This window comes from Stenotrophomonas genospecies 5, from assembly GCF_054473825.1.
On the sequence record NZ_JBTMUW010000003.1, the window covers coordinates 198471 to 224834 of the forward strand.

Annotated in this window: 20 protein-coding genes; 11 read left to right on the forward strand and 9 right to left on the reverse strand. The window is 67.7% G+C overall.

Translation table 11 applies throughout. From position 1 onward, the window contains the following. Positions 1 to 429 precede the first annotated feature (429 nt). Positions 430 to 4314 carry a phosphoribosylformylglycinamidine synthase gene (gene purL / locus ACX9OW_RS17935; protein WP_459062641.1) on the reverse strand — a complete coding sequence of 1295 codons (3885 nt, stop codon included), beginning with the start codon at positions 4312 to 4314 and terminating at the stop codon, positions 430 to 432. 780 nt (positions 4315 to 5094) lie between these two features. Between purL and ACX9OW_RS17940 the strand changes: the two genes are divergently transcribed. Continuing rightward, positions 5095 to 7194: a glycosyl hydrolase family 18 protein gene (locus ACX9OW_RS17940; protein WP_262101504.1), complete on the forward strand. Its 2100-nt coding sequence runs from the start codon at positions 5095 to 5097 to the stop codon at positions 7192 to 7194. Between the two features lie 119 nt (positions 7195 to 7313). Here ACX9OW_RS17940 and ACX9OW_RS17945 read toward each other — a convergent pair whose 3' ends face one another. Then, complete coding sequence (locus tag ACX9OW_RS17945) at positions 7314 to 8105, reverse strand: DsbC family protein (protein WP_128987984.1); 792 nt, start codon at positions 8103 to 8105, stop codon at positions 7314 to 7316. Between the two features lie 101 nt (positions 8106 to 8206). Continuing rightward, positions 8207 to 9184 (reverse strand): site-specific tyrosine recombinase XerD, encoded by a 978-nt coding sequence (gene xerD / locus ACX9OW_RS17950; protein WP_053516940.1) that lies wholly within the window; start codon positions 9182 to 9184, stop codon positions 8207 to 8209. 56 nt (positions 9185 to 9240) lie between these two features. On the opposite strand from xerD, the gene ACX9OW_RS17955 reads away from it, so the two are divergent. Continuing rightward, positions 9241 to 9732, forward strand: coding sequence for an RDD family protein (locus tag ACX9OW_RS17955; RefSeq protein WP_263177261.1), 492 nt, complete (start codon positions 9241 to 9243; stop codon positions 9730 to 9732). 41 nt (positions 9733 to 9773) lie between these two features. Here the strand turns inward: ACX9OW_RS17955 and lptG are convergent, their stop codons facing one another. Both lptG and lptF read right to left on the reverse strand, forming a co-directional pair. Continuing rightward, the gene (lptG, locus tag ACX9OW_RS17960; protein WP_053516943.1) at positions 9774 to 10880 is read right to left on the reverse strand and encodes an LPS export ABC transporter permease LptG; all 1107 of its coding nucleotides are present in this window, start codon (positions 10878 to 10880) and stop codon (positions 9774 to 9776) included. After that, entirely contained in the window at positions 10877 to 11959 is a 1083-nt protein-coding gene (gene lptF / locus ACX9OW_RS17965; RefSeq protein ID WP_053516945.1) for an LPS export ABC transporter permease LptF, read from the reverse strand. The genes lptG and lptF overlap by 4 nt, the downstream gene beginning before the upstream one ends. A 104-nt stretch (positions 11960 to 12063) precedes the next feature. Between lptF and ACX9OW_RS17970 the strand changes: the two genes are divergently transcribed. The 4 genes from ACX9OW_RS17970 to ACX9OW_RS17985 all read left to right on the forward strand — a co-directional run bounded on the left by ACX9OW_RS17970 (position 12064) and on the right by ACX9OW_RS17985 (position 17851). Next, complete coding sequence (locus ACX9OW_RS17970; protein ID WP_414488168.1) at positions 12064 to 13542, forward strand: leucyl aminopeptidase; 1479 nt, start codon at positions 12064 to 12066, stop codon at positions 13540 to 13542. A gap of 82 nt (positions 13543 to 13624) precedes the next feature. Then, positions 13625 to 14050: a DNA polymerase III subunit chi gene (locus ACX9OW_RS17975; RefSeq protein ID WP_004154132.1), complete on the forward strand. Its 426-nt coding sequence runs from the start codon at positions 13625 to 13627 to the stop codon at positions 14048 to 14050. A 72-nt stretch (positions 14051 to 14122) separates the two neighbouring features. Next, entirely contained in the window at positions 14123 to 16966 is a 2844-nt protein-coding gene (locus ACX9OW_RS17980) for a valine--tRNA ligase (RefSeq protein ID WP_197600669.1), read from the forward strand. Between the two features lie 63 nt (positions 16967 to 17029). Then, positions 17030 to 17851, forward strand: coding sequence for an EamA family transporter (locus ACX9OW_RS17985; protein WP_459062642.1), 822 nt, complete (start codon positions 17030 to 17032; stop codon positions 17849 to 17851). Positions 17852 to 17926: 75 nt separating this feature from the next. On the opposite strand, the gene rimI is transcribed toward ACX9OW_RS17985, so the two are convergent. The 3 genes from rimI to pssA are packed head-to-tail and all read right to left on the reverse strand — an operon-like array spanning position 17927 to position 19688. After that, a complete protein-coding gene (gene rimI, locus ACX9OW_RS17990) occupies positions 17927 to 18424 on the reverse strand; it encodes a ribosomal protein S18-alanine N-acetyltransferase (RefSeq protein ID WP_053516950.1) in 498 nt (165 codons plus the stop codon). Further along, positions 18421 to 18915: a hypothetical protein gene (locus ACX9OW_RS17995; RefSeq protein WP_065182497.1), complete on the reverse strand. Its 495-nt coding sequence runs from the start codon at positions 18913 to 18915 to the stop codon at positions 18421 to 18423. Before ACX9OW_RS17995 ends, rimI begins: the two co-directional genes overlap by 4 nt. Beyond that, positions 18912 to 19688, reverse strand: coding sequence for a CDP-diacylglycerol--serine O-phosphatidyltransferase (pssA, locus tag ACX9OW_RS18000; RefSeq protein WP_459062643.1), 777 nt, complete (start codon positions 19686 to 19688; stop codon positions 18912 to 18914). The genes ACX9OW_RS17995 and pssA overlap by 4 nt, the downstream gene beginning before the upstream one ends. Positions 19689 to 19768: 80 nt before the next feature. Here pssA and ACX9OW_RS18005 point away from each other — a divergent pair, with 80 nt between their 5' ends. The 3 genes from ACX9OW_RS18005 (at position 19769) to ACX9OW_RS18015 (ending at position 23007) form a co-directional block, all read left to right on the forward strand. Further along, positions 19769 to 20146, forward strand: coding sequence for a DUF4124 domain-containing protein (locus ACX9OW_RS18005; protein ID WP_074902117.1), 378 nt, complete (start codon positions 19769 to 19771; stop codon positions 20144 to 20146). A 566-nt stretch (positions 20147 to 20712) separates the two neighbouring features. Then, a complete protein-coding gene (locus ACX9OW_RS18010; protein ID WP_180875768.1) occupies positions 20713 to 22404 on the forward strand; it encodes a proline--tRNA ligase in 1692 nt (563 codons plus the stop codon). Positions 22405 to 22626: 222 nt separating this feature from the next. Continuing rightward, positions 22627 to 23007, forward strand: coding sequence for an H-NS histone family protein (locus ACX9OW_RS18015; protein WP_053516955.1), 381 nt, complete (start codon positions 22627 to 22629; stop codon positions 23005 to 23007). A 54-nt stretch (positions 23008 to 23061) separates the two neighbouring features. Here the strand turns inward: ACX9OW_RS18015 and ACX9OW_RS18020 are convergent, their stop codons facing one another. Further along, entirely contained in the window at positions 23062 to 24321 is a 1260-nt protein-coding gene (locus ACX9OW_RS18020) for a threonine/serine exporter family protein (RefSeq protein WP_053516956.1), read from the reverse strand. A gap of 92 nt (positions 24322 to 24413) precedes the next feature. Between ACX9OW_RS18020 and ACX9OW_RS18025 the strand changes: the two genes are divergently transcribed. Next, positions 24414 to 25535: an ABC transporter permease gene (locus tag ACX9OW_RS18025; protein ID WP_053516957.1), complete on the forward strand. Its 1122-nt coding sequence runs from the start codon at positions 24414 to 24416 to the stop codon at positions 25533 to 25535. A gap of 1 nt (position 25536) precedes the next feature. Then, positions 25537 to 26364: an ABC transporter ATP-binding protein gene (locus ACX9OW_RS18030; protein WP_053516958.1), complete on the forward strand. Its 828-nt coding sequence runs from the start codon at positions 25537 to 25539 to the stop codon at positions 26362 to 26364.

Here is a 26364-nt window from a genome sequence, read left to right on the forward strand (position 1 = left end):
TGATTGGACTGGTTTTGGGCAAAGCAACGCCACCGCCGGACCTTCTGGTCCAACGTCCCCTGGGGGCGTTTATTCGCGTGATTTACTGCGGGGTATTGCCGAACGGCGCGCAGCGACAGAAAACCGAGCGCGTGCGCCAAGCGGTTACTGCGGGATGAATGGTTCTGAAACGGGGTTCAAGTGTTAACGGCAACTTTCCATATCGTCAAGACTTTGACACAGCAAATCACATTGCCGTGAAGCAGTTCACTTTTTCACGCGTTTATCAATCCATTTTGTTAGTTGCACGTGACGATTGTCTGGCGCATGGAAATGCATGTAACTCATGGTGGCGACAGGAGTTTCATCCGCGCAAAGAAAAACCCGCCGGCAATGCGGCGGGTTTTTCCATACGCATCGGCATCGACGCCTGCGCGAAGCGGTGCGCGATCAGCCGCACCACACCCGGGCATTGCGGAACATCCGCATCCACGGTGAATCACCCTGCCACTCGGCCGGCGCCCAGCTCAGATTGAGTGCGCGCGGGGTGCGCTCCGGATGCGGCATCATGATGGTGACGCGCCCGTCCGTGCTGGTCAGGCCAGTGATGCCATCCGGTGAGCCGTTCGGATTGAGCGGATACTGCTGAGCGATGGCACCGTTGCCATCGATGTAGCGCAGCGACACGCGCGCAGCGGCCTGGTCGACGGCGTTGTCGAACACCGCCTGGCCTTCGCCGTGCGCCACCGCCACCTGCAGGCGGGAACCGGCCATGCCACGCAGCAGGATCGACGGCGATTCCACTACTTCCAGCAGTGCGGTGCGGGCCTCGAACTGCTCGCTGGCATTGCGGCGGAACTGCGGCCAGTGTTCGGCGCCGGGGATGATGTCCTTCAGCTGGCTCATCATCTGGCAACCGTTGCATACGCCGAGGGCAAAGCTGTCCTGGCGCTCGAAGAACGCCGCAAAGGCATCGCGCAGCGCGCTGCGTTCCAGGATCGAGGTCGCCCAGCCACGGCCGGCACCCAGCACATCGCCGTAGCTGAAGCCGCCACAGGCGACCAGGCCGGTGAAGTCCTGCAGGGCCACGCGCCCCTCGATCAGGTCGCTCATGTGCACGTCGAACGCGCGGAAGCCTGCACGTTCGAAGGCATTGGCCATCTCGATCTGGCCGTTGACGCCCTGTTCGCGCAGTACCGCCACGCGCGGACGCGCACCGGTGCTGATGAACGGCGCCGCCACATCCTCGTTGAGGTCGAAGCTCAGCTTCGGCTTCAGGCCCGGTGCGTTGAACGCGCGGGCGACATCGCGCTCGGCATCGGCGCTGGCCGGATTGTCGCGACGCTTCTGCATGGCATGGGTGACCGACCACCACGCATCGAACAGCTGCTCCCAGCGCCACTCGGCCAGGTTCTCGCCTGCCAGCGATACGCGCACCACCGGTGCGGTGGTCGGCCTGGCGATGCGCTGCGCGCATTCGGTAAGGGCGTGGCGCTCGACCAGGTCGGCAAAAGCGGCGCGATCTTCGCGGGCAATCTGCACCACCGCACCCAGTTCCTCATTGAACAGGCTGCGGAACGGGTCATCGCCCCACGCGTCGAGGGCGATATCCAGGCCCAGGCGCGAGGTGAACGCCATTTCGCACAGCGCGGCGAACGCGCCGCCGTCGCTGCGGTCATGGTACGCACGCAGCAGGCCGGACTGGCGCGCATCCCGGATCAGTTCGAAGAAGGCACGCAGGCGCTGCGGGTCGTCCAGGTCCGGCGCGGCACCGGCGAAGGCCGGCAGTTCGCTGTGGTCGGCGTGCACCTGCGCCAGGATCGAGCCGCCCAGGCGCTGCTTGCCGGCACCGAGACCGATCAGCCACAGCTCGCTGTCGACGTCGCGATCAAGCAGAGGCGTCAGCTGCTGGCGCACATCGGCAACCGGCGCGAACGCCGAGATCACCAGCGACACCGGCGACACGCTCTTGTGTGCCTCGCCCTGGTCATGCCACTGCGCCTGCATGGACAGCGAGTCCTTGCCGACCGGGATGCTGATGTCCAGCTGCGGGCACAGTTCCATGCCCACGGCCTTCACTGCGTCGTACAGCAGCGCGTCTTCGCCCGGATGGCCGGCAGCAGCCATCCAGTTCGCCGACAGCTTGATGCCATCCAGCGCATCCACCGGGGCCGCGCACAGGTTGGTCAGCGCTTCGCCCACGGCCATGCGCGCCGACGCCGCGGCGTCGAGCAGGGCCAGCGGCGTGCGCTCGCCGATCGACATCGCCTCACCGGCCACGCCATCGAAATCAGCCAGGGTGATGGCTACGTCGGCCACCGGCAGCTGCCACGGGCCGACCATCTGCTCGCGGGCGGTCAGGCCGCCGACGCTGCGGTCACCGATGGTGACCAGGAAGTTCTTCGAGGCGACGGTCGGGTGCGCCAGCACGCGCAGGCCGGCTTCCTGCAGATCCAGGCCACCGGTCTTCAGCGCCGGCCAGCGCGGTGCCGGCGGGTGCGCCGTGTCGCGGTGCATTTTCGGCGGCTTGCCGAACAGCACGTCCATCGGCAGGTCGATCGGTGCGTCGGCGGGAACATGGCCCGGCACCGCGCCGTGCGCCACCACCAGATGCTCCTCGGCGGTCGCCACGCCCACGGCGGCGAACGGGCAGCGCTCGCGCGCGCACAGCGCGGCAAACTCGGCCAGTCGCTCCTGCGCGACGCCAAGCACGTAGCGCTCCTGCGATTCGTTGCACCACAGCTGCATCGGCGACAACGACGGATCGTCGGTGGGCACCTTGCCCAGATCGATGATGCCGCCCACGTTCGAATCGTGCAGCAGCTCGGGAATCGCGTTGGACAGACCACCGGCACCGACGTCATGGAAGAACTTGATCGGGTTGTCGGCACCCATCGCCACGCAGCGGTCGATGACCTCCTGGCAGCGGCGCTCCATCTCCGGGTTGTCGCGCTGCACGCTGGCGAAATCCAGGTCTTCGGCGCTTTCACCGGAGGCCACCGAGCTGGCCGCACCGCCACCCAGGCCGATCAGCATCGCCGGACCGCCGAGCACGATGACCGCATCACCGGCCTGCAGCGGGATCTTGTCGACCTGGATACGGTCGATCGCACCGAGGCCGCCGGCCAGCATGATCGGCTTGTCGTACGCACGGACCAGGTCAGCGCCTTCAGGCAGCTCGAAGCTGCGGAAGTAACCGAGCAGATTCGGGCGGCCGAACTCATTGTTGAACGCAGCGCCGCCGAGCGGGCCGTCGGTCATGATCTCCAGCGCCGGGGCCATGCGCGGGTTCAGCGCGCGCGGCGCTTCCCACGGCTGCGGCAGCTCGGGGATGCGCAGGTGCGAGACCGAGAAGCCGGTCAGGCCGGCCTTCGGCTTGCCGCCGCGGCCGGTTGCGCCTTCGTCGCGGATTTCGCCACCGGCACCGGTGGACGCCCCCGGGAACGGCGCGATCGCGGTCGGGTGATTGTGGGTTTCGACCTTGATCTGGAAGGCGCTGGGCACCTGCGGCTCGCGGCGGTACTCGCCACTGGCCGGATCCGGACGGTAACGCGACGCCGGATGGCCTTCGATCACCGCAGCGTTGTCGCTGTACGCGCTCAGGGTGTGCTGCGGCGTCTGCTGGTGGGTGTTCTTGATCATGCGGAACAGCGAGCGTTCCTGCGCCTGCCCGTCGATGGTCCAGCTGGCGTTGAAGATCTTGTGCCGGCAGTGTTCGGAATTGGCCTGCGCGAACATCATCAGTTCCACGTCAGACGGGGAGCGCCCCAGTGCGGTGAAGCGCTCGCGCAGGTAGTCGATCTCGTCCTGGGCCATGGCCAGGCCAAGGCGCTGGTTGGCGGCTTCCAGCTGCGCCACCGGAACGCGCTCCAGTTCGCCGCGGGCCGGCGCCGAGAACAGGGCCTGGCCCTGCTCGACGTGGTCCAGCACCGACTGCGTCATCGGGTCGTGCAGCGCCTTCACCAGCGACTGCTGGGTGGCGGCATCGTCCGGCCAGCCCAGCACGTCGATACGCAGGCCGCGCTCGACCCGGCTGACCGGCTGACCGGCCCCGCGGACCAGTTCGGTGGCCTTGCTCGACCAGGGCGACAACGTTCCCAGACGCGGCACCACGATGCGGCTGACGGCCCCTTCGGCGACCGTCCCGGCCTGCGGCTGTGCTTCCAGGATGCGGCACAGGGTGGCCTGATCGGGCACGGCCGAGCCTTCCGGCTGCACGAAGTAGACGTGCCAGGCACCACTGATGCGCAGGGAGGGAGCGATGGACTGCAGGCGGGATTCAAGACGTTCGCGGCGGAACGGCGACAGGGCGGGCGCGCCCTCGAGGACCATCATGTCCGGGGAACCGTAGTTGGGAAACGGGCCCGATATTGTACCGGAAGCGGGGGATGGGCTTGGGCCGGGCTGCGCCCGGCACCCGCCGAAGCAACGGCCGAAGCAACAGCAACGTCAAAAGCCGGTTTCCTGCAGGTTGGCGGGGTGGGTCCGGTGGCGGGGGACGCCGTGAACCCATCCCTGGGGGCTTGGCCGCGGCATCCATGCCGCGGACACCCCCGCCACCGGACCCACCCCGCCTTCGACGGATTTCCGCGATCTGTATTCGGTCCACGCCATGCGCGGATGCTCCGCGGCAGTGCCGGCCGAATGAAGAGCGAAGCGACCGGCTCTTGCTTTTGATTTTGTTCTGTCTTTCGTGGCTGGCAGCCGCAGGAACCTGTCCGTGGCCGGGTGGGTGGGCTGCGCAGGGGCGTAAGCGCCATGGATGGCGCGCCCGAGCCTACAGGGACGTATTCACGGCGTCCCCTGCGCAGCCCACCCACCCGGCCAACCCCCACAAATCCGCTGTAAGCGACCAACCCCCCAGCCACGAAGGGGCTCCGCCGTTGGCCGCCAACTGCGCGCCAGCGCGTTCCGCCCGAATCCCGGAACCATGCGCTTGCTCACGGATTGACCACGCAATTGATGACAACGTTGTCCCCACCTGGCGCCGGACTCTCTCCCCGGCCTCCCAGGTGCCTCCGTCCGGCCCCTCCCGTCGCCTTCCCCGGCGCCGCCCGGACCTGCGTCACGCGCGGCGCCATCGGGGCCCGCGCGCCCTTTGATCGGAGACACACCATGTACGACCCGATTGTGCGCAGTGCCGAACGTTCCACCCGAAGCTGTCGTCCCCGCCGCCTGGCCTGGCTGCTTGCCCTGGCCGCCGGTGCCGCCAGCCTGCCGGGCCTGGCCCAGGCCGCCAGCTGTGCCGGCGTGGCCGAATGGGACCAGGCCAAGATCTATCGCGCCGGCGACACCCTGCAGAAGGGCGGCGTGCTGTACCGGGCAAACCAGGACATCTGGAATGCCCCGCCAGACCATCCGGCCGGTGCGCCCTACTACACCAACCTCGGTGCCTGCGATGGCGGCGGCGTCAACCAGCCTCCCGTGGTCAGCCTGACCTCACCGGCCAATGGCGCTACCTTCAGCGCCGGCAGCACCATCAACGTCACCGCCAACGCCAGCGACCCGGACGGCAGCGTCAGCAAGGTGGAATTCTTCCGCGACGGCAGCTCGATCGGCGTGGATACCAGTGCTCCCTACAGCGCCAGCTGGGCCAATGCCAACGCCGGCAGCCACACCCTGCGCGCGGTGGCCACCGACAACAACAACGCCACCACCAGCACCCCGACCATCACCATCACCGTCAACGCCGCCAGCGGCGATACCACCGCACCCAGCGTGCCCGGCGGACTGGCGGTGGGCACCCGTACCGCCAGCAGCATCGCGCTGAGCTGGAGTCCGTCCACCGACAACACCGGTGGCAGCGGCGTGGCCGGTTACGATGTGTACCGCAACGGCAGCCTGGTCGGTTCTCCGTCCAGCACCAGCTACGTCGATGGCGGCCTGACCGCATCCACCACCTACCGCTACCGCGTGCGTGCCCGCGACAACGCCGGCAATGCGTCCGCCCAGGGCACGGAAATCAGCGCCACCACCCTGGCCGGCGACGGTGGCGGCACCGGCAAGCGGGTCATCGGCTACTTCACCCAGTGGGGCATCTATGGCCGCAACTACCGGGTGAAGAACATCGACAGCAGCGGTTCCGCCGCGCGGCTGACCCACATCAACTACGCCTTCGGCAACGTGCGCAACAACCGCTGCGAAGTGGGCGTGACCCAGCCGTCGGATCCGAACAGCGGCGCCGGTGGCGATGCGTTCGCCGATTACACCAAGGCCTTCAGCGCCGCCGAGAGCGTCAGTGGCAGCGCCGATACCTGGGACCAGCCGCTGCGCGGCAACTGGAACCAGCTCAAGCAGCTCAAGGCCAAGCATCCGGGTCTGAAGGTGCTGATCTCGCTGGGCGGCTGGACCTGGTCGCGTGGATTCTCCAGCGCGGCCCGTCCGGAGAACCGCCAGGCCTTCGTCGCCTCCTGCATCGACGCCTACATCAAGGGCAACCTGCCGGTGACCGACGGCGCCGGCGGCACGGGCGCAGCGCTGGGCGTATTCGACGGCATCGACATCGACTGGGAATACCCCGTGGCCTGCGGCATCGAGTGCGGCAAGCCCGAGGACAACGCCAACTTCACCGCACTCATGGCCGAGTTCCGCCGCCAGCTCGATGCGGTGCGTCCGGGCCTTCTGCTGACCGTGGCGGTGGGTGCCGGCATCGACAAGATCCGCGTCACCGACCCGGCGGCCTATCACCCGTACCTGGACTACATCAACGTGATGACCTACGACTTCCATGGTGCGTGGGATGCAAGGACCAATCACCAGTCGGCACTGTTCGATTCGCCGAATGATCCGTCCACCGGCGACCAGAAGCTGTACAACAGCAACGACGCCATCGAGGCCTTCATCAGCCGGGGTGTGCCGGCCGCCAAGCTCAACCTGGGCATCGGCTACTACGGACGTGGCTGGACGGGCGTGGCCAATGCCAACAATGGCCTGTACCAGACCGCCTCAGGCGCCGCACCGGGCACCTATGAGGCCGGCATCGAAGACTGGAAGGTACTGAAGAACCTGGCCTGGCCGGGCTACACCGACAACACCGCCGGCGCCACCTGGATCTACAACGGCAGCACGCTGTGGAGTTTCGACACTCCGGCCAACATCACCCGCAAGATGGGCTACGTGAAGACCCAGGGCCTGGGCGGCGCGTTCGTCTGGGAATTCAGTGGTGACGATGCGCAGGGCACGCTGACCAAGGCCGTCAGCGATGGTCTGAAGTAAGGAAAAGGCCGGGGGCGCCGTGCGCCCCCGGCCTTGATCGGATAAGGCATCCGCCGGGCATGGCCCGGCGCTACCGTGGTCGGGCGGGTAGCGCCGGGCCCTGCCCGGCGATATCCCGGTCAGCGCTGGGCCGACAGTTTCTCCAGCGCCGCACGCAGCTGCGCCGGCGGCAGGTAGCCGCCCAGCTGGGTGCCATCGGGCGCGAAGATCGCCGGGGTACCGTTCACCCCCAGCTGCTGTCCGAGCGCGTACTGCATCGCCACCGGATTGGTGCAGTTCTTCGCCGGCACGGTTCCGCCACGCTTGGCATTGGTCAGCGCCTGGCGGCGATCGGCTGCGCACCAGACCGAAATCATGTCGGTGTAATCCTTGCTGCCCAGTCCCATGCGCGGGAAGGCCAGGTACTCGACGCTGATGCCGTTGCGGTTGAGTTCGGCGATGTCCTGGTGCAGCTTGCGGCAATAGCCGCACTCGATGTCGGTGAACACGCTGACCGTGTACTTGGCGTTGGGCGCGGCGAACACGATGCGGTCGCCGTGGTTGGCCTTGGCCAGCAGCGCGCGACGGTAACCGAGCAGGCCCTCGCTGTTGGCCGGCCCCTTGGCCCGAGTGTCATAAGGCTGCGACTGGAACAGGTAGCGGCCGTCGTCGGAGACATACAGCAGCTGACCGGAGACCACCACCTCGCGGAAACCGGGGAAGGGCGCGGCGCCGATGTAATCCACTTCGAAACCGGGGTTGAGCGCGGTCAGCGCGGCGCGCACTGCCTGCTCTGCCGGACCATTGGCAGCCGGGGTGGCCCGGGTGGAGGCGGCGGCAGACGCCTTGGCCGCAGGGGCCGGCGGAGCCGGCTGGGCGCAGGCCGTCAGGCTGAGCGCGCCGAACACGGCGGCGATGGCGAATCGGAGCATGGAGCATTCCGCAGCAGAAGAGGACCACCGATTCTGACACAGCCGCCCGGGGCGGCGCCGTGGCCCGCTGACGGAAGCCGGACGGGGTTCATCCAGGTCGCTCAACCACGGGGATGGTGGCGGGCGTGCAGCTTCTGCAGGTGTTCACGCGCCACCAGCGTGTAGATCTGGGTGGTCGACAGCGAGCTGTGGCCAAGCAGCATCTGCAGCGCGCGCAGGTCCGCGCCACGGTTGAGCAGATGGGTGGCGAAGCTGTGCCGCAGGCCGTGCGGGCTGATGCGGGCCGGATCGATGCCGGCGACCTGCGCGTGGCGCTTGACCAGATGCCAGAACGCCTGCCGCGTGAGCGCGTGCAGCCGGGGCTCGATGAACAGCGGCGTCTGCCCATCGGCGAGTGCCTGCACCCTGCCCTTTCCCACCAGCTGCGGCCGCGAATGCTGCAGGTAACGCTCCAGCCAGTGCTGTGACTCCTCGCCCAGCGGCACCAGCCGCTCCTTGCTGCCCTTGCCGGTCACCCGCAGCACGCCCTGCCGCAGGTTCACCGCCGTTGCCGGCAGCAGTACCAGTTCGCTCACGCGCAGGCCCGCGGCGTACATGAGCTCCAGCATGGCCCGATCACGCAGCCCCAGCGGACTGCCGACATCCGGCGCGGCCAGCAACGCATCGATCTGGCTTTCGGCCAGCGCCTTGGGCAGCAGGCGTGGCAGCTTCGGCGGATCCAGCAGAGCGCCGGGGTCCTCGCTGCGCTCGCCGCGACGCACGCCATCGGCGAAGAACGCACGCAGCGCCGACAGCAGGCGCGCATTGCTGCGTGGCGACCAGCCATGGCGCGTGCGCCAGGCCAGGTAGTCGAACAACCCGGCGCGTTCGACGCCGGCCAGGCCCCCTTCGCGGCCGTCCAGCCAGCGTGCCAACCCTTCCAGATCGCGACGGTAGCTGTCCAGGGTGGCCCTGGCCAGACCGTTCTCCGCCCAGATGGCATCAAGGAAGCGCTGGATGCGCATGCTGTCGTCGGCACGCAGTGCAGGCAGTTGCTGGACCAGCTGACGGCGCTCGGCGGGGGTGGAAATGACGGCCATGCGTGGAGGATACGAGGGTGACTGCGGACGCGGCCAGCTTTGCGTATGCTCGGCGCATGTCCAGCCCAGCCACCGACGTGTCTTCCACTGCCACGCCCGAGGCGCAGCGCCCCCGTGCGCTGCTGCCGTGGCGCGTGCTGGCGATGGTCTACGACGCGCTGCCCGTGCTCGCGCTGTGGATGCTGGCCGGCACGGCGTTCACCCTGGCCTATACCTTCAGTGGCCATGCACAGCGCGAGAACATCGCGCCCTTCAGTGCCTGGCAATGGCTGTTGTGGGCGGTGTGCTGGGTCATAACCGGGGCCTATGCAACCGCCAGCTGGCGCCGGGGTGGGCAGACCCTTGGCATGCGGCCGTGGCGCCTGAAACTGGTGTCGGCCGACGGCACCGCGCTGCGGCGCGCGCAGCTGTGGCTGCGGTTCGCCGTGGCAACGCTGTCGTTGCTGCTGGGTGGGCTGGGCTTCTGGTGGGCCCTGCTGGATCGCCAACGCTTGGCGTGGCACGACCGTGCCAGTGGCACGCGTCTGGTGCGGATGCCCAAGCGCTGAAGTGTCCTGCTGGCGCCGGGCATGGCCCGGCGTTGCCGGAATCAGCCCGATTTCCGCCGGAACAGCAGGCCTGACACCACCAGCATCACGATCGGCGGCAGCGCGTAGGCGATGCGGTAATCAAACTTCAGTGCGCCGGCCATGCGCCCGAAGAACAGCTGCAGCAGCCAGAAGCCCAACGCGAACAGGATGCCGAGGAACAGGCGCTTGCCCATGCCACCACTGCGCAGCGAACCAAACGCGAACGGCACGGCGGCCAGGCACAGCGCCAGTACGTTCACCGGATAGAACCAGCGGCTCCAGTACACATCCTCGAAGTCACGCGCATCCAGGCCGTTGCGCTCGCGATAGGCGATGCTCGTGCTCAGTTCGGACACGCTCAGGTTGCGCGGCTTGGCGATACCGGTCGCCAGTGCCGCCGCGTCCAGCTTGGAATTCCAGGGCTCGCGCGCCACTTCCTCGCGCGTTGCCGAGCGCTCGCCGAAGGTATCGCGGCGCACGCCGGTCAATACCCAGCCGTCCTTGTCATGTTCGGCAGTGGCGGCGTGGGTCAGGGATGCGATCCGCCCGTCTTCGGCGATCCGGTACAGGCGGACGTCACGCAGGATCAATCGCGTTCCCGTGTTGCCGACCAGCTGTTCCTCACCGCTCTGCGCGTTGAGGAAGGTATCGCCTTCGCGTGCCCACATGCCGGAATAACGGGCCACGGCCATGTCCTGGCCCCATTTGGCACTCATCTTCAGCGAATCGGCACGGTTCTGCCCCCACGGGCCCAGCGTCTCGGCGCTGAACACCATCACTGCGGTCAGCAGCGACAGGGCAATCGCCACCGACACGCTCAGGCGTTTGCGGGACAGGCCCAGCGCACGCAGCGCGGTCAGTTCGGAGGTCGCCGCCAGCTGGCCCAGCCCCATCAGCGCGCCGATCACCGCTGCGGTCGGGAAGAAGGTGTAGGCGCGGCGTGGCACCGTATACAGCACCCACGCCGCGGCGTGTCCCAGGGTGTAGCCGTTCTTTCCGATGTCCTTGAACTCGCCGGAGAAGGCCATCACCACGTCCAGGCCGGTCAGCACCGCCCAGGTCAACAGCACGGTGCCGAACACCGCGCGCCCGAGGTAGAAATCGAACCGCATCGGTCGCAGCATCATGCGCGGGCCCCCTTGGGCAGGCTCATGCGTCCATCACGCGCATACATCCAGACCGCGAACGCCAGCAGTGGCAGGGTCAGCCACCACAGGCCCAGCATCGCCGGCAGCTTGCCACTGGCGATCCAGCCGGCGCCGATGAACGTCAGGTTGGTGCCGACCATGTAGGCCAGCAGGGCCAGCATCATGCGCCCGTAGCGCTGCTGGCGCGGCGAGCTGCGCCCCAGCGGCACGGTCAGCAGGGCGAACGCCAGGGCGATCAGCGGCGGGGCCAGCCGGCGATGCAGTTCGGCCTGGGCCTGGGTGCGGCCGTCGCCCAGCAGCTGCAGGGTCGACATCAGTTCCGGATCGTCATCCTTGCGGGTCTGCGCACCGTCAGGCAGGGCCACATCGTTGCGGGCGAAGGTGGCCAGCCGGTAATCCAGCGCACCGGCCAGCGGACCCTCGACCTGGTGGCCCTTGTCCAGTTCCAGGAAGCGCTGCCGCTCGCCCTCGAAGTACATGCGGCCGCTGGCGGCAGAGACCACTTCCAGCCGGTCGTCCTTGGCACGCTGCAGGAACACCTTGCCCAGTTGGGTGCCATCGGGCGAAATCGAGGACAGGTAGACCACGCCGCCGTTGGGCAGCGGGGTGAAGCGCCCGGGTTCCAGGCCGGCCATCAGTACGCTGCGGTTGGCGTCCTGGATCATCTGCTCGGCGGTGCGTGAGGCCCACGGCCCCAGCCACAGCGAACAGGCGCCCACCACCGCCACCACCGGCACCACCAGCATCAGCAGCGGCCGCAGCAGGCGCCTGGGGCCCACGCCGATGGCGGTGATCACCGCCATTTCCGAGTCGCGGTAGAGGCGGGCGATCGCCAGCAGCAGGCCCAGCATCAACGCCAGCGGCAGGATCAGCGGCATGTAGACGATGAACTGCAGCGCCAGCTGCGAGAACAGCAGCCTGGCCGGCAGGCGCCCGTCGGCGATGTTGCCGAGGATGTCCACCAGCACGCCGCCCACGCTGACCACCAGCAGGACGATCAGGGTGGCCAGGAAACTCTGGACGAAATCGCCCAGCAGGTAGCGGTCGAGCTTCAACATGGGGCGGTGGTTTAAACTCTGGGGTTCGTTCGCGGTGCCGCCCAGTCTAGCGTCTGGGCGTAAACGGTCCGCGATTGTACGGACTTGCCAATGGAATCTGCTCAATGGCTCTCGAATTCACCCTGAACCACCTCGCCCCGGCCGCCGCCCCCGTTGACTGCCTGGTGGTCGGCGCATACGCCGACCATACCCTGACTCCGGCCGCACAGGCGCTGGATGCCGCCAGCGGCGGCCGCCTGTCGGCCCTCGCCCAGCGCGGCGACCTGTCCGGCAAGACCGGCGCCACCAGCCTGCTGCACGACCTGCCGGGCGTGGCAGCGCCGCGCGTGCTGGTGGTGGGGCTGGGTGAAGCCGCCCGCTTCGGCGTGCCGCAGTACCTGAAGGCCGTAGGCGACGCCGTTCGCGCGCTGAAGGCAGGCGCCACCCGCAGCGCGCTGTTCACCCTGTCTGAAGTGGCTGTGAAGGAGCGCGATGCGGCGTGGGCGATCCGCCAGGCAGTGATCGCTGCCGATCACGCGGCGTACCGCTACACCGCCACGCTGGGCAAGAAGAAGGCCGATGATGCCGGGCTGGCCCAGCTGGCCATCGCCGGTGACGACGCGCAGGCCCTGGCCCAGGGCCAGGCCATTGCTGCCGGTGTCGAGTTCGCCCGCGAACTGGGCAACCTGCCGCCGAACTACTGCACCCCGGCCTACCTGGCCGAAGTCGGCGTGAAGTTCGCCAGCGAGCATGACGGCGCCGAGGCCGAGATCCTCGACGAGACCCAGATGGAAACCCTGGGCATGGGCTCGCTGCTGGCCGTGGCCCGTGGTTCGGCCAATCGCCCGCGCCTGGTCGTGCTGAAGTGGACCGGTGCCGGCGATGCCAAGCCCTATGTGCTGGTCGGCAAGGGCATCACCTTCGATACCGGTGGCGTCAATCTGAAGACCCAGGGCGGCATCGAGGAAATGAAGTACGACATGTGCGGCGGCGCCAACGTCATCGGCACCTTCGTCGCTGCGGTCAAGGCCAGGCTGCCGGTGAACCTGGTGGTGGTGGTGCCGGCCGTGGAGAACGCCATCGACGGCAACGCCTACCGCCCGTCCGACGTCATCACCTCGATGTCGGGCAAGACCATCGAAGTCGGCAACACCGACGCCGAAGGCCGCCTGATCCTGTGCGATGCGCTGACCTACGCGCAGCGCTTCGAGCCGGCCGCGCTGGTCGACGTCGCCACCCTGACCGGCGCCTGCATGGTCGCCCTCGGCCACCAGACCGCGGGCCTGATGAGCAAGCACGACGACCTGGCCAACGAGCTGCTGGCCGCCGGCGAGCACGTGTTCGACCGCGCCTGGCGCCTGCCGCTGTGGGATGAGTACCAGCCGATGCTGGATTCGACCTTCGCCGACGTCTACAACATCGGCGGCCGCTGGGCCGGCGCCATCACCGCCGGCTGCTTCCTGTCGCGCTTCGCCGAAGGCCAGCGCTGGGCTCACCTGGACATCGCCGGCGTCGCCAGCGACGAGGGCAAGCGTGGCATGGCCACCGGCCGCCCGGTCGGCCTGCTGAGCCAGTGGCTGCTGGACCAGGCCGCCCGCGCCTGATGCTGTACCAGACCCTGGCCGGCCACCGCCGGCCAGGGCCTCGCCCGGCCAGACCGGGCCCCCGCCTGTTCCGGACCCTGCCATGCCCCGCGCCGACTTCTACCTGATCGCCAAGCCCCGTTTCCTGACCGAGCCGTTGCGCCTGGTCTGCGAGCTGGCACGCAAGGCCAACGATGCCGGCCTGTTCACCCTGGTGCTGGCGCGCGACCAGGCCCAGGCCGAGGAACTGGACGAACTGCTGTGGGCGTTCGATGACGACGCCTACATCCCGCATCAGATTGCCGGCGAGGACATGGACGAGGAAGAAGCGCTGGTGCTGATCGCCGTGCCCGGCACCGAGGCGCCGGCCCGCCCGCTGGTGATCAACCTGCGCGACGACCCCTGGCTGGGCCAGTGCGAGCGCGTGCTGGAAGTGGTCCCGGCCGACCCTGAAGCGCGCGAACCGCTGCGCGAACGCTGGCGCCAGTACAAGGCCGCCGGTTACGACCTGAACAAGCACGACATGTGAGCGCCCCGCGGCCCCCTTGATGGGCCACCCCTGCGCCCTGATCCTTCAACGATTACCTCCTGGTTCCCCCGCATGACCCAACTCGCCTCCAGCTACGACCCGAAGTCCTTCGAGACCGACCTCTACGAGGCCTGGGAGAAGGCCGGCCACTTCAAGCCGTCCGGCCAGGGCGAGCCCTACACCATCCTGCTGCCACCGCCGAATGTGACCGGCACGCTGCACATGGGACACGCCTTCCAGCAGACCCTGATGGATGCGCTGGTGCGTTACCACCGCATGCGCGGCTACGACACGCTGTGGCAGGTCGGCACCGACCACGCCGGCATCGCCACCGAGATGGTGGTCAGCCGCAACCTGGCGCTGGAAGGCAAGGGCGAAACCCGTGACTCGCTGGGCCGCGAAGGCTTCATCGGCAAGGTCTGGGAGTGGAAGCAGCAGTCCGGCGACACCATCGAACGACAGATGCGCCGCCTCGGCACGTCGGCCGACTGGTCGCGCAGCACCTTCACCATGGACCCGCAGCCCTCGGCGGCGGTGATCGAGGCCTTCGTGCGCTGGCATGAGCAGGGCCTGATCTACCGCGGCCAGCGTCTGGTCAACTGGGATCCGGTGCTGAAGACCGCCATCTCCGACCTGGAAGTGGAGAGCGCCGAAGAAGACGGTTTCCTGTGGTCGATCGCCTATCAGCTCGATGATGGTCTGAGCTACGAGCACGTCGAGCGCGACGCCGACGGTAACGAAACCCTGCGCGAGACCCGCGATTACCTGGTGGTGGCCACCACCCGCCCGGAGACCCTGCTGGGCGACACCGCCGTGATGGTGCATCCGGAAGACGAGCGGTACGCACACCTGATCGGCAAGACCGTGGTGCTGCCGCTGACCGGCCGCCGCGTGCCGGTGATCGCCGATGATTACGTGGACCGCGCGTTCGGTACCGGCGTGGTCAAGGTCACGCCCGCGCATGACTTCAACGATTACCAGGTCGGGGTGCGCCACAGCCTGCCGATGATCAACCTGTTCACTCCGGTGGCGGCGCTGAATGAGAACGCCCCGGAACGCTTCCAGGGCCTGGACCGCTATGAAGCACGCAAGGCCGTGCTGTCCGAGCTGGAAGACCTGGGCATCCTGGTCGAGACCAAGGCGCACAAGCTGCAGGTGCCGCGCGGCGACCGCACCGGCCAGGTGATCGAGCCGTACCTGACCGACCAGTGGTTCGTGAAGATGGACGAGCTGGCCAAGCGCGGCCTGGAGCTGGTCGAAGGTACCGATGGGAAGCCGGGCAGCATCTCCTTCGTGCCGCCGAACTGGATCAACACCTACCGTCACTGGATGGCCAACATCCAGGATTGGTGCATCAGCCGCCAGCTGTGGTGGGGCCACCGCATTCCGGCGTGGTTCGACGCTGCCACCGGCACCTGCTACGTCGGTCGCAGCGAGGATGAGGTGCGGGCAAAGCACGAGCTCGGCAGCGATGTCGTGCTGAACCAGGAAAGCGACGTGCTGGAAACGTGGTTCTCCTCCCAGCTGTGGCCGTTCTCCACCCTGGGCTGGCCGAACGAACAGGCCATGGCCGAGCGTGGCTTCGACCGCTACCTGCCGTCGTCGGTGCTGGTCACCGGCTTCGACATCATTTTCTTCTGGGTGGCCCGCATGATCATGGCCACCGACAACCTGACCGGAAAGATTCCGTTCAAGGACGTCTACTTCACCGGCCTGATCCGCGACGGACAAGGCCAGAAGATGTCCAAGAGCAAGGGCAACGTGCTCGACCCGCTGGACATCATCGATGGCATCAGCATCGATGACCTGGTCGCCAAGCGCACCGGCGGCCTGATGCAGCCGAAGATGGTGGAGAAGATCGAGAAAGCCACGCGCAGGGAGTTCCCGGACGGCATCGCCGCCCACGGCGCCGACGCGCTGCGCTTCACCATCGCGGCGCTGGCCACCCATGGCCGCGACATCAAGTTCGACATGAACCGTGCCGAAGGCTACAAGAACTTCTGCAACAAGCTGTGGAATGCCAGCCGCTTCGCGCTGATGAACACCGAAGGTGCGGCGTTCAGCGGCGTGCCGACACCGCGCACCGACGCCGAGCGCTGGATCCTTGCACGCCTGGCGGCCACCACCGCTGAAGCGCAGGGCCACTTCGCCGCCTACCGCTTCGACCTGCTGGCGCAGTGCCTGTACGAGTTCGCGTGGAATGCGTTCTGCGACTGGTTCCTCGAACTGAGCAAGCCGGCGCTGAGCGGCAGCGACGCAGCGGATGCCGAAAGCACCCGCCACACCCTGCTGTATGTGCTGGAAGCCCTGCTGCGCCTGCTGCACCCGTTGACGCCGTTCATCACCGAACAGCTGTGGCAGCAGCTCGCCCCGCGCCTGGGCCTGGCCGAAACCACGCTGTCGCTGCGCCCCTACCCGACCGCAGCCGAGTTCCAGGGCGATTTCGCCCAGGCCGAGGCCGACGTCGAATGGCTCAAGGCGGTGATCAGCGCGGTGCGCCGCGTGCGCAGCGAACTGAACGTCGCACCGTCCAGGCTGGTGCCCCTGCGCCTGCAGGCCGGCCAGCAGCAGGATCGTGCCCGCGTCGAACGCTTCAGTGCGTCGCTGTCGTTCCTGCTGAAGCTGGACAGCGTGCAGTGGCTGGGCGAAGGCGAAAGCGCTCCGCCTGCGGCCGCCGCCATCGTCGGTGAGTTGAAGCTGCTGGTGCCGCTGGAAGGCCTGGTCGATCTGGATGCCGAACGTGCACGCCTGGACAAGGAGATCAAGCGCGTGGAAGGCGAGCAGGAGAAGAGCGAAACCAAGCTGGCCCGGTTCACCGACAAGGTGCCGGCTGCGGTGGTCGAGCAGGAGCGCGTGCGCCTGGCCGACTGGAACACCCAGCTGGCCGGCCTGCGCGAACAACGCGCGAAGCTGTAACAGCCGACCGGCGGGTGCGGATCCAGGTCCGCACCCGCCCAGGTCTTTTGGCATCATCAGAGGATGCCGCTTTCGATCTTCCTGCTGGTTCTCGCCGCTGCCGCGCTGCATGCCAGCTGGAACGCCATCGTCAAGCGTGGCGCCGACAAGCTCCTCGGCACCGTGCTCGTCACCGGCAGCGCCGCACTGCTGTCAGCCGCGCTGCTGCCTCTCCTTCCTCTGCCGGACGTGACCAGCTGGCCGTGGCTGGCGGCCTCGGCACTGCTGCAGGTGGTCTATTACGCGCTGGTCGCGCGCTGCTATCAGCAGGTGGACATGAGCCTGGCGTATCCGCTCATGCGCGGTTGCGCACCGATCCTGGTCGCGCTGGCCGGCACCGTGCTCGGCGAATCACTGCCCGCAGCGGCGTGGCTGGGCGTGGCGCTGGTCAGCAGCGGCATCCTGGCCATGGCACTGGGCGCGCGCGCAGGCCAGCTCGGCCTGCCGCTGCTGACGGCGACGATGATCGCAACCTACACCCTGGTCGATGCGCACGGCGCGCGCCTGTCGGGCAGCCCGCTGGCCTACACGTTGTGGCTGTTCCTGCTGTCGGGCATCCCGCTGCCGCTGTGGGCGCTGTACACCCGCCGCAGCGCGGTGCTGACCTATGCGCGCCAGCATTGGCCGCTGGGCCTGGCCGGCGGCGTGGGCACCACCGCGTCCTACGCGATGGCACTGTGGGCGATGACCCAGGCACCGGTCGCGATGGTGTCGGCCCTGCGCGAGTCATCGATCCTGTTCGCCCTGCTGATCTCGGCATTCCTGCTGCGCGAACGGATACCGCGCGTGCGCTGGCTGGCGGCGTCGCTGATCGTCAGCGGAGTGCTGGCCCTGCGGCTGGCGTGAGCCACACGTGCCCGCCAAGGTTCGCACCTGCCGCCAGCGCCCGGCCGTACCGGCGGGCAACGCGGCGCATCCCGGTTACAGCGGCGGCATCGTCTGCAGGTCGCCCTCGACCAGCTCGATCGCCATCACCACCGCGTCCTCGCGCCCCTGCGCGGCCGGGTAATAGCGCGGACGCCGGCCGATTTCGTTGAACCCTTCGCTGTGATACAGCGCCAGCGCCGGCGCATTGGACGGGCGCACTTCCAGGAACACACGCTGGGCACCGCGATCACCAGCCAGCTGCACCAGCGCACGCAGCAGCTGCCGCCCCAGCCCGCGTGACTGCACCAGCGGATCGATGCAGATGTTCAGCACATGCGCCTCGTCGGCAGCGATGCTCAGCACGCCGTAGCCGAGCAGCTGGCCATCGCGCTCCATTGCCAGACCGGGATAACCCGCACGCAGGCAATCGATGAAAATGCCGCGGGTCCACGGGAAGGGATAGCCACGCACCTCGATCGCCATCACCTCGGCAAGATCGCTCTCGCGCAGCGCCCGCAGGCGCACCGGACCGGGCTGGCTGACCGCACTCACGGCGCGCCCCGCTTGCGCAGGGCGCGCAGCTGCGGCCACAGCGCGCGCTTGGCGGCTGGATCACGGCGCAGCTGCTCCAACGGCCAGCTGTCCATCAGCGCCTGCGTCGCGGCATCGTTCGGATTGCAGCCGGACGCGCGCAGCAGCGCGATCTGCAGGCGATCAGGCAGACGTACCGCCGGCTGCCGGGTGGTGCCCGCCGAGGCTGCGCGTGCCGCCTGCGGTTCGGTTGCCGACACCACGGCGGGCGCGGTGCGAGGCGGCGGCGACGGACTCCGCGGCTGGCGCGGTGCCGGCTCCACCGCTGCCGGTTCGGGCTGGCGTGACGGAGACTGCGCTGCCGGGCTGGCCGCATCGGCGTCGGCCACGCTCAGCTGCAATGCAGCGTCCAGCTCCGCGGCGAGCTGGCCGTCGTGATAGACGGTATAGCCCATCGCCTGCAGCCAGGCCTGCTGGGCCGGTGACCACAGCACGGGCAGATCCTGGCTCACGCGGCCTCGGACTTCTTGCGCAGGCGCTGCACCGCCCACATCACCGGGCCGGACAGGGCATACAGGATGCCCACGGCGAACAGGACGCGCGGCAGGTCGATCACCGCGATCGCGATGGCCATCGGTACCAGTGCCAGGACCAGGAACGGCACCCGGTCGGATCGGGAATCCTTGGCGGCACCGCCCTTGAAGCTCCAGAAGCGGATGCGGCTGACCATCAGCAACGCAGCGACCAGCGTCACCGCCAGCGCCACATAGCGCAGCTGATTGCCATCCCAGCCCAGGTTGCCATCGGCGAAGGCCCAGACGAACGACATCATCAGCCCGGCAGCAGCCGGGCTGGCCAGGCCGACGAACCAGCGCTTGTCCACCACCGCGACCTGGGTATTGAAGCGGGCCAGACGCAGCGCCGCGCATGCGGCGTACAGGAAGGCCACGGCCCAGCCGACACGGCCCAGCAGGGGATCATCGAATTTCAGCCAGGACAGCGACCAGTGGTACATCACCAGTGCCGGCGCCATGCCGAAGCTGACCAGGTCGGCCAGCGAGTCGTACTGCACGCCGAACTCGCTGCTGGTGCCGGTCAGGCGCGCGACACGGCCATCCAGGCCGTCCATCACCGCCGCCACGAACACCGCGATGCTGGCATTGATGAAATCCCCGTTGGCAGCGGCGATGATCGCGTAGAAGCCCGCGAACAGGCCCGCAGTGGTGAACAGGTTGGGCAGCAGGTAAATCGTGCGCGAACGCGGCGGCGGTGTGATCGGGTCCATGGAATCCAGTTTAATCGACTTGCCAGCGGTCGGTGCCAATGCTGCAATCGGCGTTCTACGCCCATTCTGCGGAGTTTGCCATGCGTGCCCTGTCCTGCCTGGGATGCCTGCTGCTGTTGGCCAGTACCAGTGCCATGGCCGGCCCCGTCTACAAGTGGAAGGACGCCAACGGCGTCACCCAGTATTCGGAAACCCCGCCAGCAGGCAGGACCTACGAGACCCGGGCGCAGGCGCGCTCGGCGCCATCGGCTGACAGCGCCGAACGCCCGGCCGCACCCGTACCGGAGCAGTGCAGCACCGCCCGTGCCAACCTGGCCCTGCTGGAAGGCTCCGGCCAGGTGATGCAGGACACCGACGGCGACGGCAAGGGCGACACCGTACTGACCGCGGAGCAGCGCACCGCGCAGAAGGGACTGGCTGAAGCCAGCATCAAGGCCTACTGCCCAGCAGCCGGTTGAGGGCTCGGCAGGGCTGCGCCCTGCACCTGCTTCAAGCAACCGCAACGTCAAATGCCAAAGCGGCTCTGGTTTTCTGCTGGTCTGGCGGGGCGGTGTGGGCTGGCAGGACACGCCGTAAAGCCATCCATGGGGGCTCGATGGCGCCATCCATGGCGCCAACGGTCCTGCCAGCCCACACCGCCCCACCCCCGACAGTTCCTGGTGACGGCGGGCCATCCATGCCATGCGTGGATGAAATCCATTGAAATCGAATATTTCGAGAATGGATCGAACAGCAGCCGAGCATGGCTCGGCTCTACAGAAGTGCGGGCAGGTCGCAGAGATCCGTCGAAGGCGGGGTGGGTCCGGTGGCAGGGGTGTGAGCGGCATGGATGCCGCGACCAAGCCCCCATGGACGGGTTTACGGCGTCCCCTGCCACCGGACCCACCCCGCCATCCCACGCGAAGCCCGCTGTTGCTGTGGCAGTTGAAGTTGCTTGAGGCGGGTGCAGGGCGCAGCCCTGCCGATACCCTCCCCCCGCCCGGGCTGGCAGAATAGGGATCTCTGCCGTAGACCGAAGCCGACGATGCGCCTCTCCCAGTTCCACCTGCACACCACCAAGGAAACCCCCAGCGACGCGGAGCTGACCAGCCACCGCCTGATGCTGCGTGCGGGCATGATCCGCAAGCTCGCCTCCGGCCTGTACACCTGGTCGCCGCTGGGACTGCGCGTGCTGCGCAAGGTCGAACGCATCGTGCGGGAGGAAATGGATCGCGCCGGCGCCGTGGAGTTCCAGATTCCGACCATCCAGCCCAAGGAGCTGTGGGAGCAGACCGGCCGCTGGCAGAAGTTCGGGCCGCAGCTGCTGAAGATCAAGGATCGCAAGGACCAGGTGTTCTGCTACAGCCCGACCGCCGAGGAAGCCGCATGCGACTTCGCGCGCAGCGAACTGTCCAGCTACAAGCAGCTGCCGGTGAACTTCTATCAGATCCAGACCAAGTTCCGCGATGAGATCCGCCCGCGCTTCGGCGTGATGCGTGCACGCGAATTCCTGATGAAGGACGCCTATTCGTTCCACCTGCACGATGAGTGCCTGGTGCGCGAGTACGAGAACATGAAGGCCGCCTACAGCCGCATCTTCACCCGGCTGGGCCTGGACTTCCGCATGGTGCAGGCCGATTCCGGCGCGATCGGTGGCGACGCGTCGCAGGAATTCCATGTGATCGCCGATTCGGGCGAGGACGCGCTGGTGTTCTCCACCGGCTCGGACTACGCGGCCAACATGGAAGCGGCGATCGCCGCGGAACCGGCACCGCGCGCGGCAGCCGGCGAGACGATGCGCAAGGTCGAGACCCCCACCCAGAAGACCTGCGAGGACGTTGCCGCCCTGCTCGGCATCGCGCTGCAGCGCACGGTGAAGTCGGTGGCGCTGATGACCGACGAAGGGTTCGTGCTGGTGCTGGTCCGTGGCGACCACGAGGTCAACGAGATCAAGCTGGGCAAGGTTCCCGGCCTGGAAGAGCAGCGCTTTGCCAGCGAAGCGGAGATCGCCGAGTACCTGGGCAGCGTGCCCGGCTTCCTCGGCCCGGTTTCACCGGCCAAGGCGATCCGCGTGGTGGCCGACCGCGAAGTGGCGGCGATGTCCGATTTCGTGGTCGGTGCCAATGAAGCGGGCTTCCACCTGGCTGGAGTCAACTGGGGCCGCGACCTGCCGGAACCGGAAGTGGTCGATATCCGCAACGTGCGTGCCGGTGACCGTGCGCTGGACGGCGGCGAGTTGAAGATCGCCCGTGGCATCGAAGTCGGCCACGTGTTCCAGCTTGGCCGCAAGTACGCCGAAGCACTGGACGCCACCGTACTGGACGAGAACGGCAAGGCCGCAGTGATGGCAATGGGCTGCTACGGGATCGGCATCTCGCGCGTGGTCGCTGCCGCGATCGAACAGAATCACGACGATGCCGGCATCATCTGGCCGGACGCGATGGCGCCGTGGCAGGTGGTGGTGTGCGTCATCAACCCCAAGGGCGATGCCGCTGTGGCCGAAGCCGCTGCCGGCCTGCTGCAGGAACTGCGCGATGCCGGTCTCGATGCCGCGCTGGATGATCGCGGGCTGCGCCCGGGTGCGATGTTTGCCGACATGGAGTTGATCGGCATCCCGCATCGCGTGGTGGTCAGCGAGCGCGGCCTGGCGGCCGGCACGTACGAGTACCGCTCGCGACGTGCCAGCGAAGCCGAAAGCCTGGATAAGGCTACCCTGCTGCAACGCCTGCAGGGTTGAGTGACCGGACCGGGGCATGCCCCGGTCTTTTTCTTTGTACCGGCGGTGGGCCGGTGAATATGCAGCTGGACATAATCCGGTCAAAATGGTCACGATGCAGTCGGTCCATCGCCATACCCTGACCTGCATGATTTGTACTGGATTTAATTCATCATTATCCTGTGCGCCGACGCCACGGACCGGCTCGTCCCTGTCCCTTATTAGTTTCCGGAGTAACCGTAGATGAGCATCGACCTGACCGGCCTGTCGGCACGCGAGCTGGGCGCATTGATCCGCACCGCGAAAAAGCAGCAGACCATCGTCGCCAAGCGTCGCCCGATCGCCAAGGTGCGGGCCCAGCTGAGCAAGCTGGCCAAGACCGAGGGTTACACCATCGAGGAGTTGTTCGGTACCGCTACCACGGCTGCCAAGCCACGCGCCCGCAAGGCAGCGGCGCCGTCCAAAACCGCCGGCCGCAAGCTCGGCAAGGTCGCCCCGAAGTACCGCAACCCGGCCAACCCGAAGGAAACCTGGACCGGCCGTGGCAAGCAGCCGCGCTGGATGGCCGAGCTGACCGCCAAGGGCAGCAAGAAGCCGGAAGATTTCCTGATCAAGAAGGCCTGAGGCCGGATCGGAAAGAATGAAGAACGCCGGCGCAAGCCGGCGTTCTTCATTCCATCACAACGTCTTGCGCGCCGGCATCAACAGGTTGCCGAACAGCAGGCCCGCCACCAGCGCCATCACCACGTTGAGCACGGTCAGGAACACGCTCTGGCCGGCACCGACATCCTGCTGCTGGACGAGCGTCAGCACGCCACGCAGGCTGGTGCTGCCAGGGACCATCATGATGATGCCCGGCAGGCGGATGATCGCACCCGGACGCCCGGCCAGCCGACCGAACAGGTTGCCGCCGGCGGTCAGCACCATCGCCGACAGGAAGATGCCCGCCGGTGCCCCCCAGGCGTGCCCGCCAAACTTGGAAATGGCATAGCCGGCCACGGACGCGGCAATCACCCAGGGATAATCGCGACGGCTGGCCTTGAACAGCATCGCGAAGGCGAAGGCCGCGGTCAGCAGCGACCCCCACTCCACCCACGGTCCCTGCGGTCGCGAGGCACGGATCACCGGGTCCAGGCCCAGCACATCGGCCAGGGTCACCGCGATCATCGCGCCGACGCTCAGTTTCATGATCGTGGTCAGCGCACCGGCAAACCGCGCGGTGCCTGACACCCAGTGCTGGCTGGCCAGTTCGTTGACCGCATTGGTCAGCGACATGCCGGGCAGCAGCACCACCAGCGAGGCGATGATCACCGTGTTGAGGTTGAGCGCGCCGACAAACGAAGCGACCAAGGTGGCAACCAGGCCGGCCAGCAGCGCGGCCAGCGCCTCGGCGGCCTCGCGGGTCGCCGGGCGACGGTCGGTGACCATGCCGAGCAGGCCGATCATCAGGCCGATGACACCGGCGGTGGCGATGTCCAGCCAGGGCAGCTTCCACATGCCGGCGACGCCGGCCGCGCCGAGCGTGAACGAGAGAATGGTGCGGAGCTTGCCGCGACGGCCGGGATCCTTGTCCAGCTGACGCAGCGCGGTGTGCCCCTGCGCGATGCTCATCCGCCCGTTGGCCACTTCCTCGGCGATCCGGTCGGCGACACTGAGCTTGTGCAGGTCGTTCTCGCCCGGTGCCAGGCGGATCACGCGGGTGATGTCGCTGGAGCCGATCGCCTGGGCCGGGTCGCTGAAGCTGAGGATGATGCCGGTGGGGTTAGACCACGGTTCACAATCGAGATCGAGCTGTTTTGCCAGTGCGACCACGGCCGTTTCCAGACGCTGGGCCGTGGTGCCGTAGCTGTGGAGGCGGCCGGCGATCTCGGAAACGAAGGCCACGCGCTGCGCGTAGGTGGCCTGGGGCGTGGGGATCGTGTGAGCGTCTGCGGACATGCGCCGTAGTATTACCTAGGCCGGGCCCCGCCGGAGGAATTCATCCTGGTTCAACGCGAAGCACAATACAGAACGGTTATGCTGCGACCCGAATGGCCCACGTGACCCAGAACCTCGCCCCCCAGCTCGAACAGGACGCCCACGACCCCGGGCTGATCCGCCTGTCCGGCCACTGGACCTTGAAGACCGCGCTGGCCGCGGCCGAGGTGCTGCGCGCCGTTCCCGACAAACTGACCGGCATTGACGCCACGGGCATCGAGCAGCTCGATTCGGCCGGCGTACTGCAGCTGTTGCGCGTGGCCCATCGCGCCGACCTCGGTGAGGATGCGCTGCAGTTCCGGCCGGATCACCAGGCCCTGGTGTGCACCATCGAGGAAGTGGCCGACGATCGGCCCAAGCCCAAGCGCGACTTCGGCGTGCTGGCCGCGCTGGAACGGCTGGGCGTCAGCATGCATGGCACCGGCCACAACATCGTGGCCCTGGCCAGCTTCCTCGGCGAGGCGATGGTCAAGACCGCTCGCCTGGTCAAGCAGCCGCGGCGCTTCCGCCTCACCGCCACCGTGCACCAGATGGAACAGGTGGGCCTGGACGCCGTGCCGCTGGTGGCGCTGCTGTCCTACCTGGTCGGTGCGGTGATCGCGTTCCTGGGCTCGACCATCCTCCGCGACTTCGGCGCGGAGATCTACGTGGTCGAGCTGGTCAACATCGCCTTCCTGCGCGAGTTCGCCGTGCTGCTGACCGCGATCGTGCTGGCCGGCCGCACGGCAAGCGCGTTCACCGCGCAGATCGGCGCGATGAAGGCCCGCGAGGAGATCGATGCGATGCGCACGCTGGGCCTGGACCCGATCGACCTGCTGGTACTGCCGCGCCTGTTCGCGCTGCTGGTGACCCTGCCGCTGCTGACCTTCATCGCGATGATTGCCGGCCTGGCCGGCGGCATCACGGTCGGCGCGTTCGATCTGGACATTCCGCCGCAGATGTACATCGCGCGGATGCACGACACGATGGAGGTGCGGCACATGCTGGTCGGCCTGTCCAAGGCGCCCGTCTTCGCGGTGGTGATCGGCCTGATCGGCTGCCTGGAGGGCCTGAAGGTCACCGGCACCGCGCAGTCGGTCGGCGAGCGCACCACATCCAGCGTGGTGCAGACCATCTCGCTGGTGATCATCATCGACGCCTTTGCGGCGTTGTGGTTCATGCATATGGACTGGTGACATGAACACGACCTCCGGTTCCGGCACCTTCGAGATGCGTGATGACGATGGCCATGACCTGGCCATCCGCGTGCGCGGGCTGGTCAACCGCTTCGGCAGCCAGACCGTCCATGAGGACCTCGACCTGGACGTGCGGCGCGGCGAGATCCTCGGCGTCGTCGGCGGCTCGGGCACCGGCAAGTCCGTGCTGATGCGCTCGATCCTGGGCCTGCGCGTGCCGGATGAAGGACAGATCGAAGTGCTCGGCCGCGATGCGCGTGCCGACGATGCCGAAAGCCGGCTGCATATCGAGCGCAACACCGGCGTGCTGTTCCAGGATGGCGCGCTGTTCTCCTCGCTGACCGTCGGCGAGAACGTGCAGGTTCCGCTGAAGGAGCATCATCGCGACCTTCCCGAACGCTGGCACTACGAGCTGGCACTGCTGAAGGTGAAGCTGGCCGGCCTGCCCGCCGATGCGATCAACAAGCTGCCCTCGCAGCTGTCCGGCGGCATGCGCAAGCGTGCCGGCCTGGCCCGCGCGCTGGCACTGGACCCACCGCTGCTGTTCCTGGACGAACCGACCGCCGGCCTGGACCCGATCGGCGCGGCGGCCTTCGACCGGCTGATCAAGACCCTGCAGGAAGCGCTGGGCCTGACCGTGTTCCTGATCACCCATGACCTGGACACGCTTTACGCCATCTGCGACCGCGTCGCCGTGCTGGCCGACCACAAGGTGATCGCCAACGCACCGCTTGCGGAAATCGAGAAACTGGATCATCCGTGGATCCAGGAATACTTCCACGGACCACGTGCGCGTGCCGCGCGTGGCGAACAGATCGAGAGTGCCTGA

Coding starts and splice junctions, on each gene's coding strand:
- purL (WP_459062641.1), bottom strand. CDS start 4,314: ATGATGGTCCTCGAGGGCGCGCCCGCCCTGTCGCCGTTCCGCCGCGAA.
- ACX9OW_RS17940 (WP_262101504.1), top strand. CDS start 5,095: ATGTACGACCCGATTGTGCGCAGTGCCGAACGTTCCACCCGAAGCTGT.
- ACX9OW_RS17945 (WP_128987984.1), bottom strand. CDS start 8,105: ATGCTCCGATTCGCCATCGCCGCCGTGTTCGGCGCGCTCAGCCTGACG.
- xerD (WP_053516940.1), bottom strand. CDS start 9,184: ATGGCCGTCATTTCCACCCCCGCCGAGCGCCGTCAGCTGGTCCAGCAA.
- ACX9OW_RS17955 (WP_263177261.1), top strand. CDS start 9,241: ATGTCCAGCCCAGCCACCGACGTGTCTTCCACTGCCACGCCCGAGGCG.
- lptG (WP_053516943.1), bottom strand. CDS start 10,880: ATGATGCTGCGACCGATGCGGTTCGATTTCTACCTCGGGCGCGCGGTG.
- lptF (WP_053516945.1), bottom strand. CDS start 11,959: ATGTTGAAGCTCGACCGCTACCTGCTGGGCGATTTCGTCCAGAGTTTC.
- ACX9OW_RS17970 (WP_414488168.1), top strand. CDS start 12,064: ATGGCTCTCGAATTCACCCTGAACCACCTCGCCCCGGCCGCCGCCCCC.
- ACX9OW_RS17975 (WP_004154132.1), top strand. CDS start 13,625: ATGCCCCGCGCCGACTTCTACCTGATCGCCAAGCCCCGTTTCCTGACC.
- ACX9OW_RS17980 (WP_197600669.1), top strand. CDS start 14,123: ATGACCCAACTCGCCTCCAGCTACGACCCGAAGTCCTTCGAGACCGAC.
- ACX9OW_RS17985 (WP_459062642.1), top strand. CDS start 17,030: ATGCCGCTTTCGATCTTCCTGCTGGTTCTCGCCGCTGCCGCGCTGCAT.
- pssA (WP_459062643.1), bottom strand. CDS start 19,688: ATGGACCCGATCACACCGCCGCCGCGTTCGCGCACGATTTACCTGCTG.
- ACX9OW_RS18005 (WP_074902117.1), top strand. CDS start 19,769: ATGCGTGCCCTGTCCTGCCTGGGATGCCTGCTGCTGTTGGCCAGTACC.
- ACX9OW_RS18010 (WP_180875768.1), top strand. CDS start 20,713: ATGCGCCTCTCCCAGTTCCACCTGCACACCACCAAGGAAACCCCCAGC.
- ACX9OW_RS18015 (WP_053516955.1), top strand. CDS start 22,627: ATGAGCATCGACCTGACCGGCCTGTCGGCACGCGAGCTGGGCGCATTG.
- ACX9OW_RS18020 (WP_053516956.1), bottom strand. CDS start 24,321: ATGTCCGCAGACGCTCACACGATCCCCACGCCCCAGGCCACCTACGCG.
- ACX9OW_RS18025 (WP_053516957.1), top strand. CDS start 24,414: ATGGCCCACGTGACCCAGAACCTCGCCCCCCAGCTCGAACAGGACGCC.
- ACX9OW_RS18030 (WP_053516958.1), top strand. CDS start 25,537: ATGAACACGACCTCCGGTTCCGGCACCTTCGAGATGCGTGATGACGAT.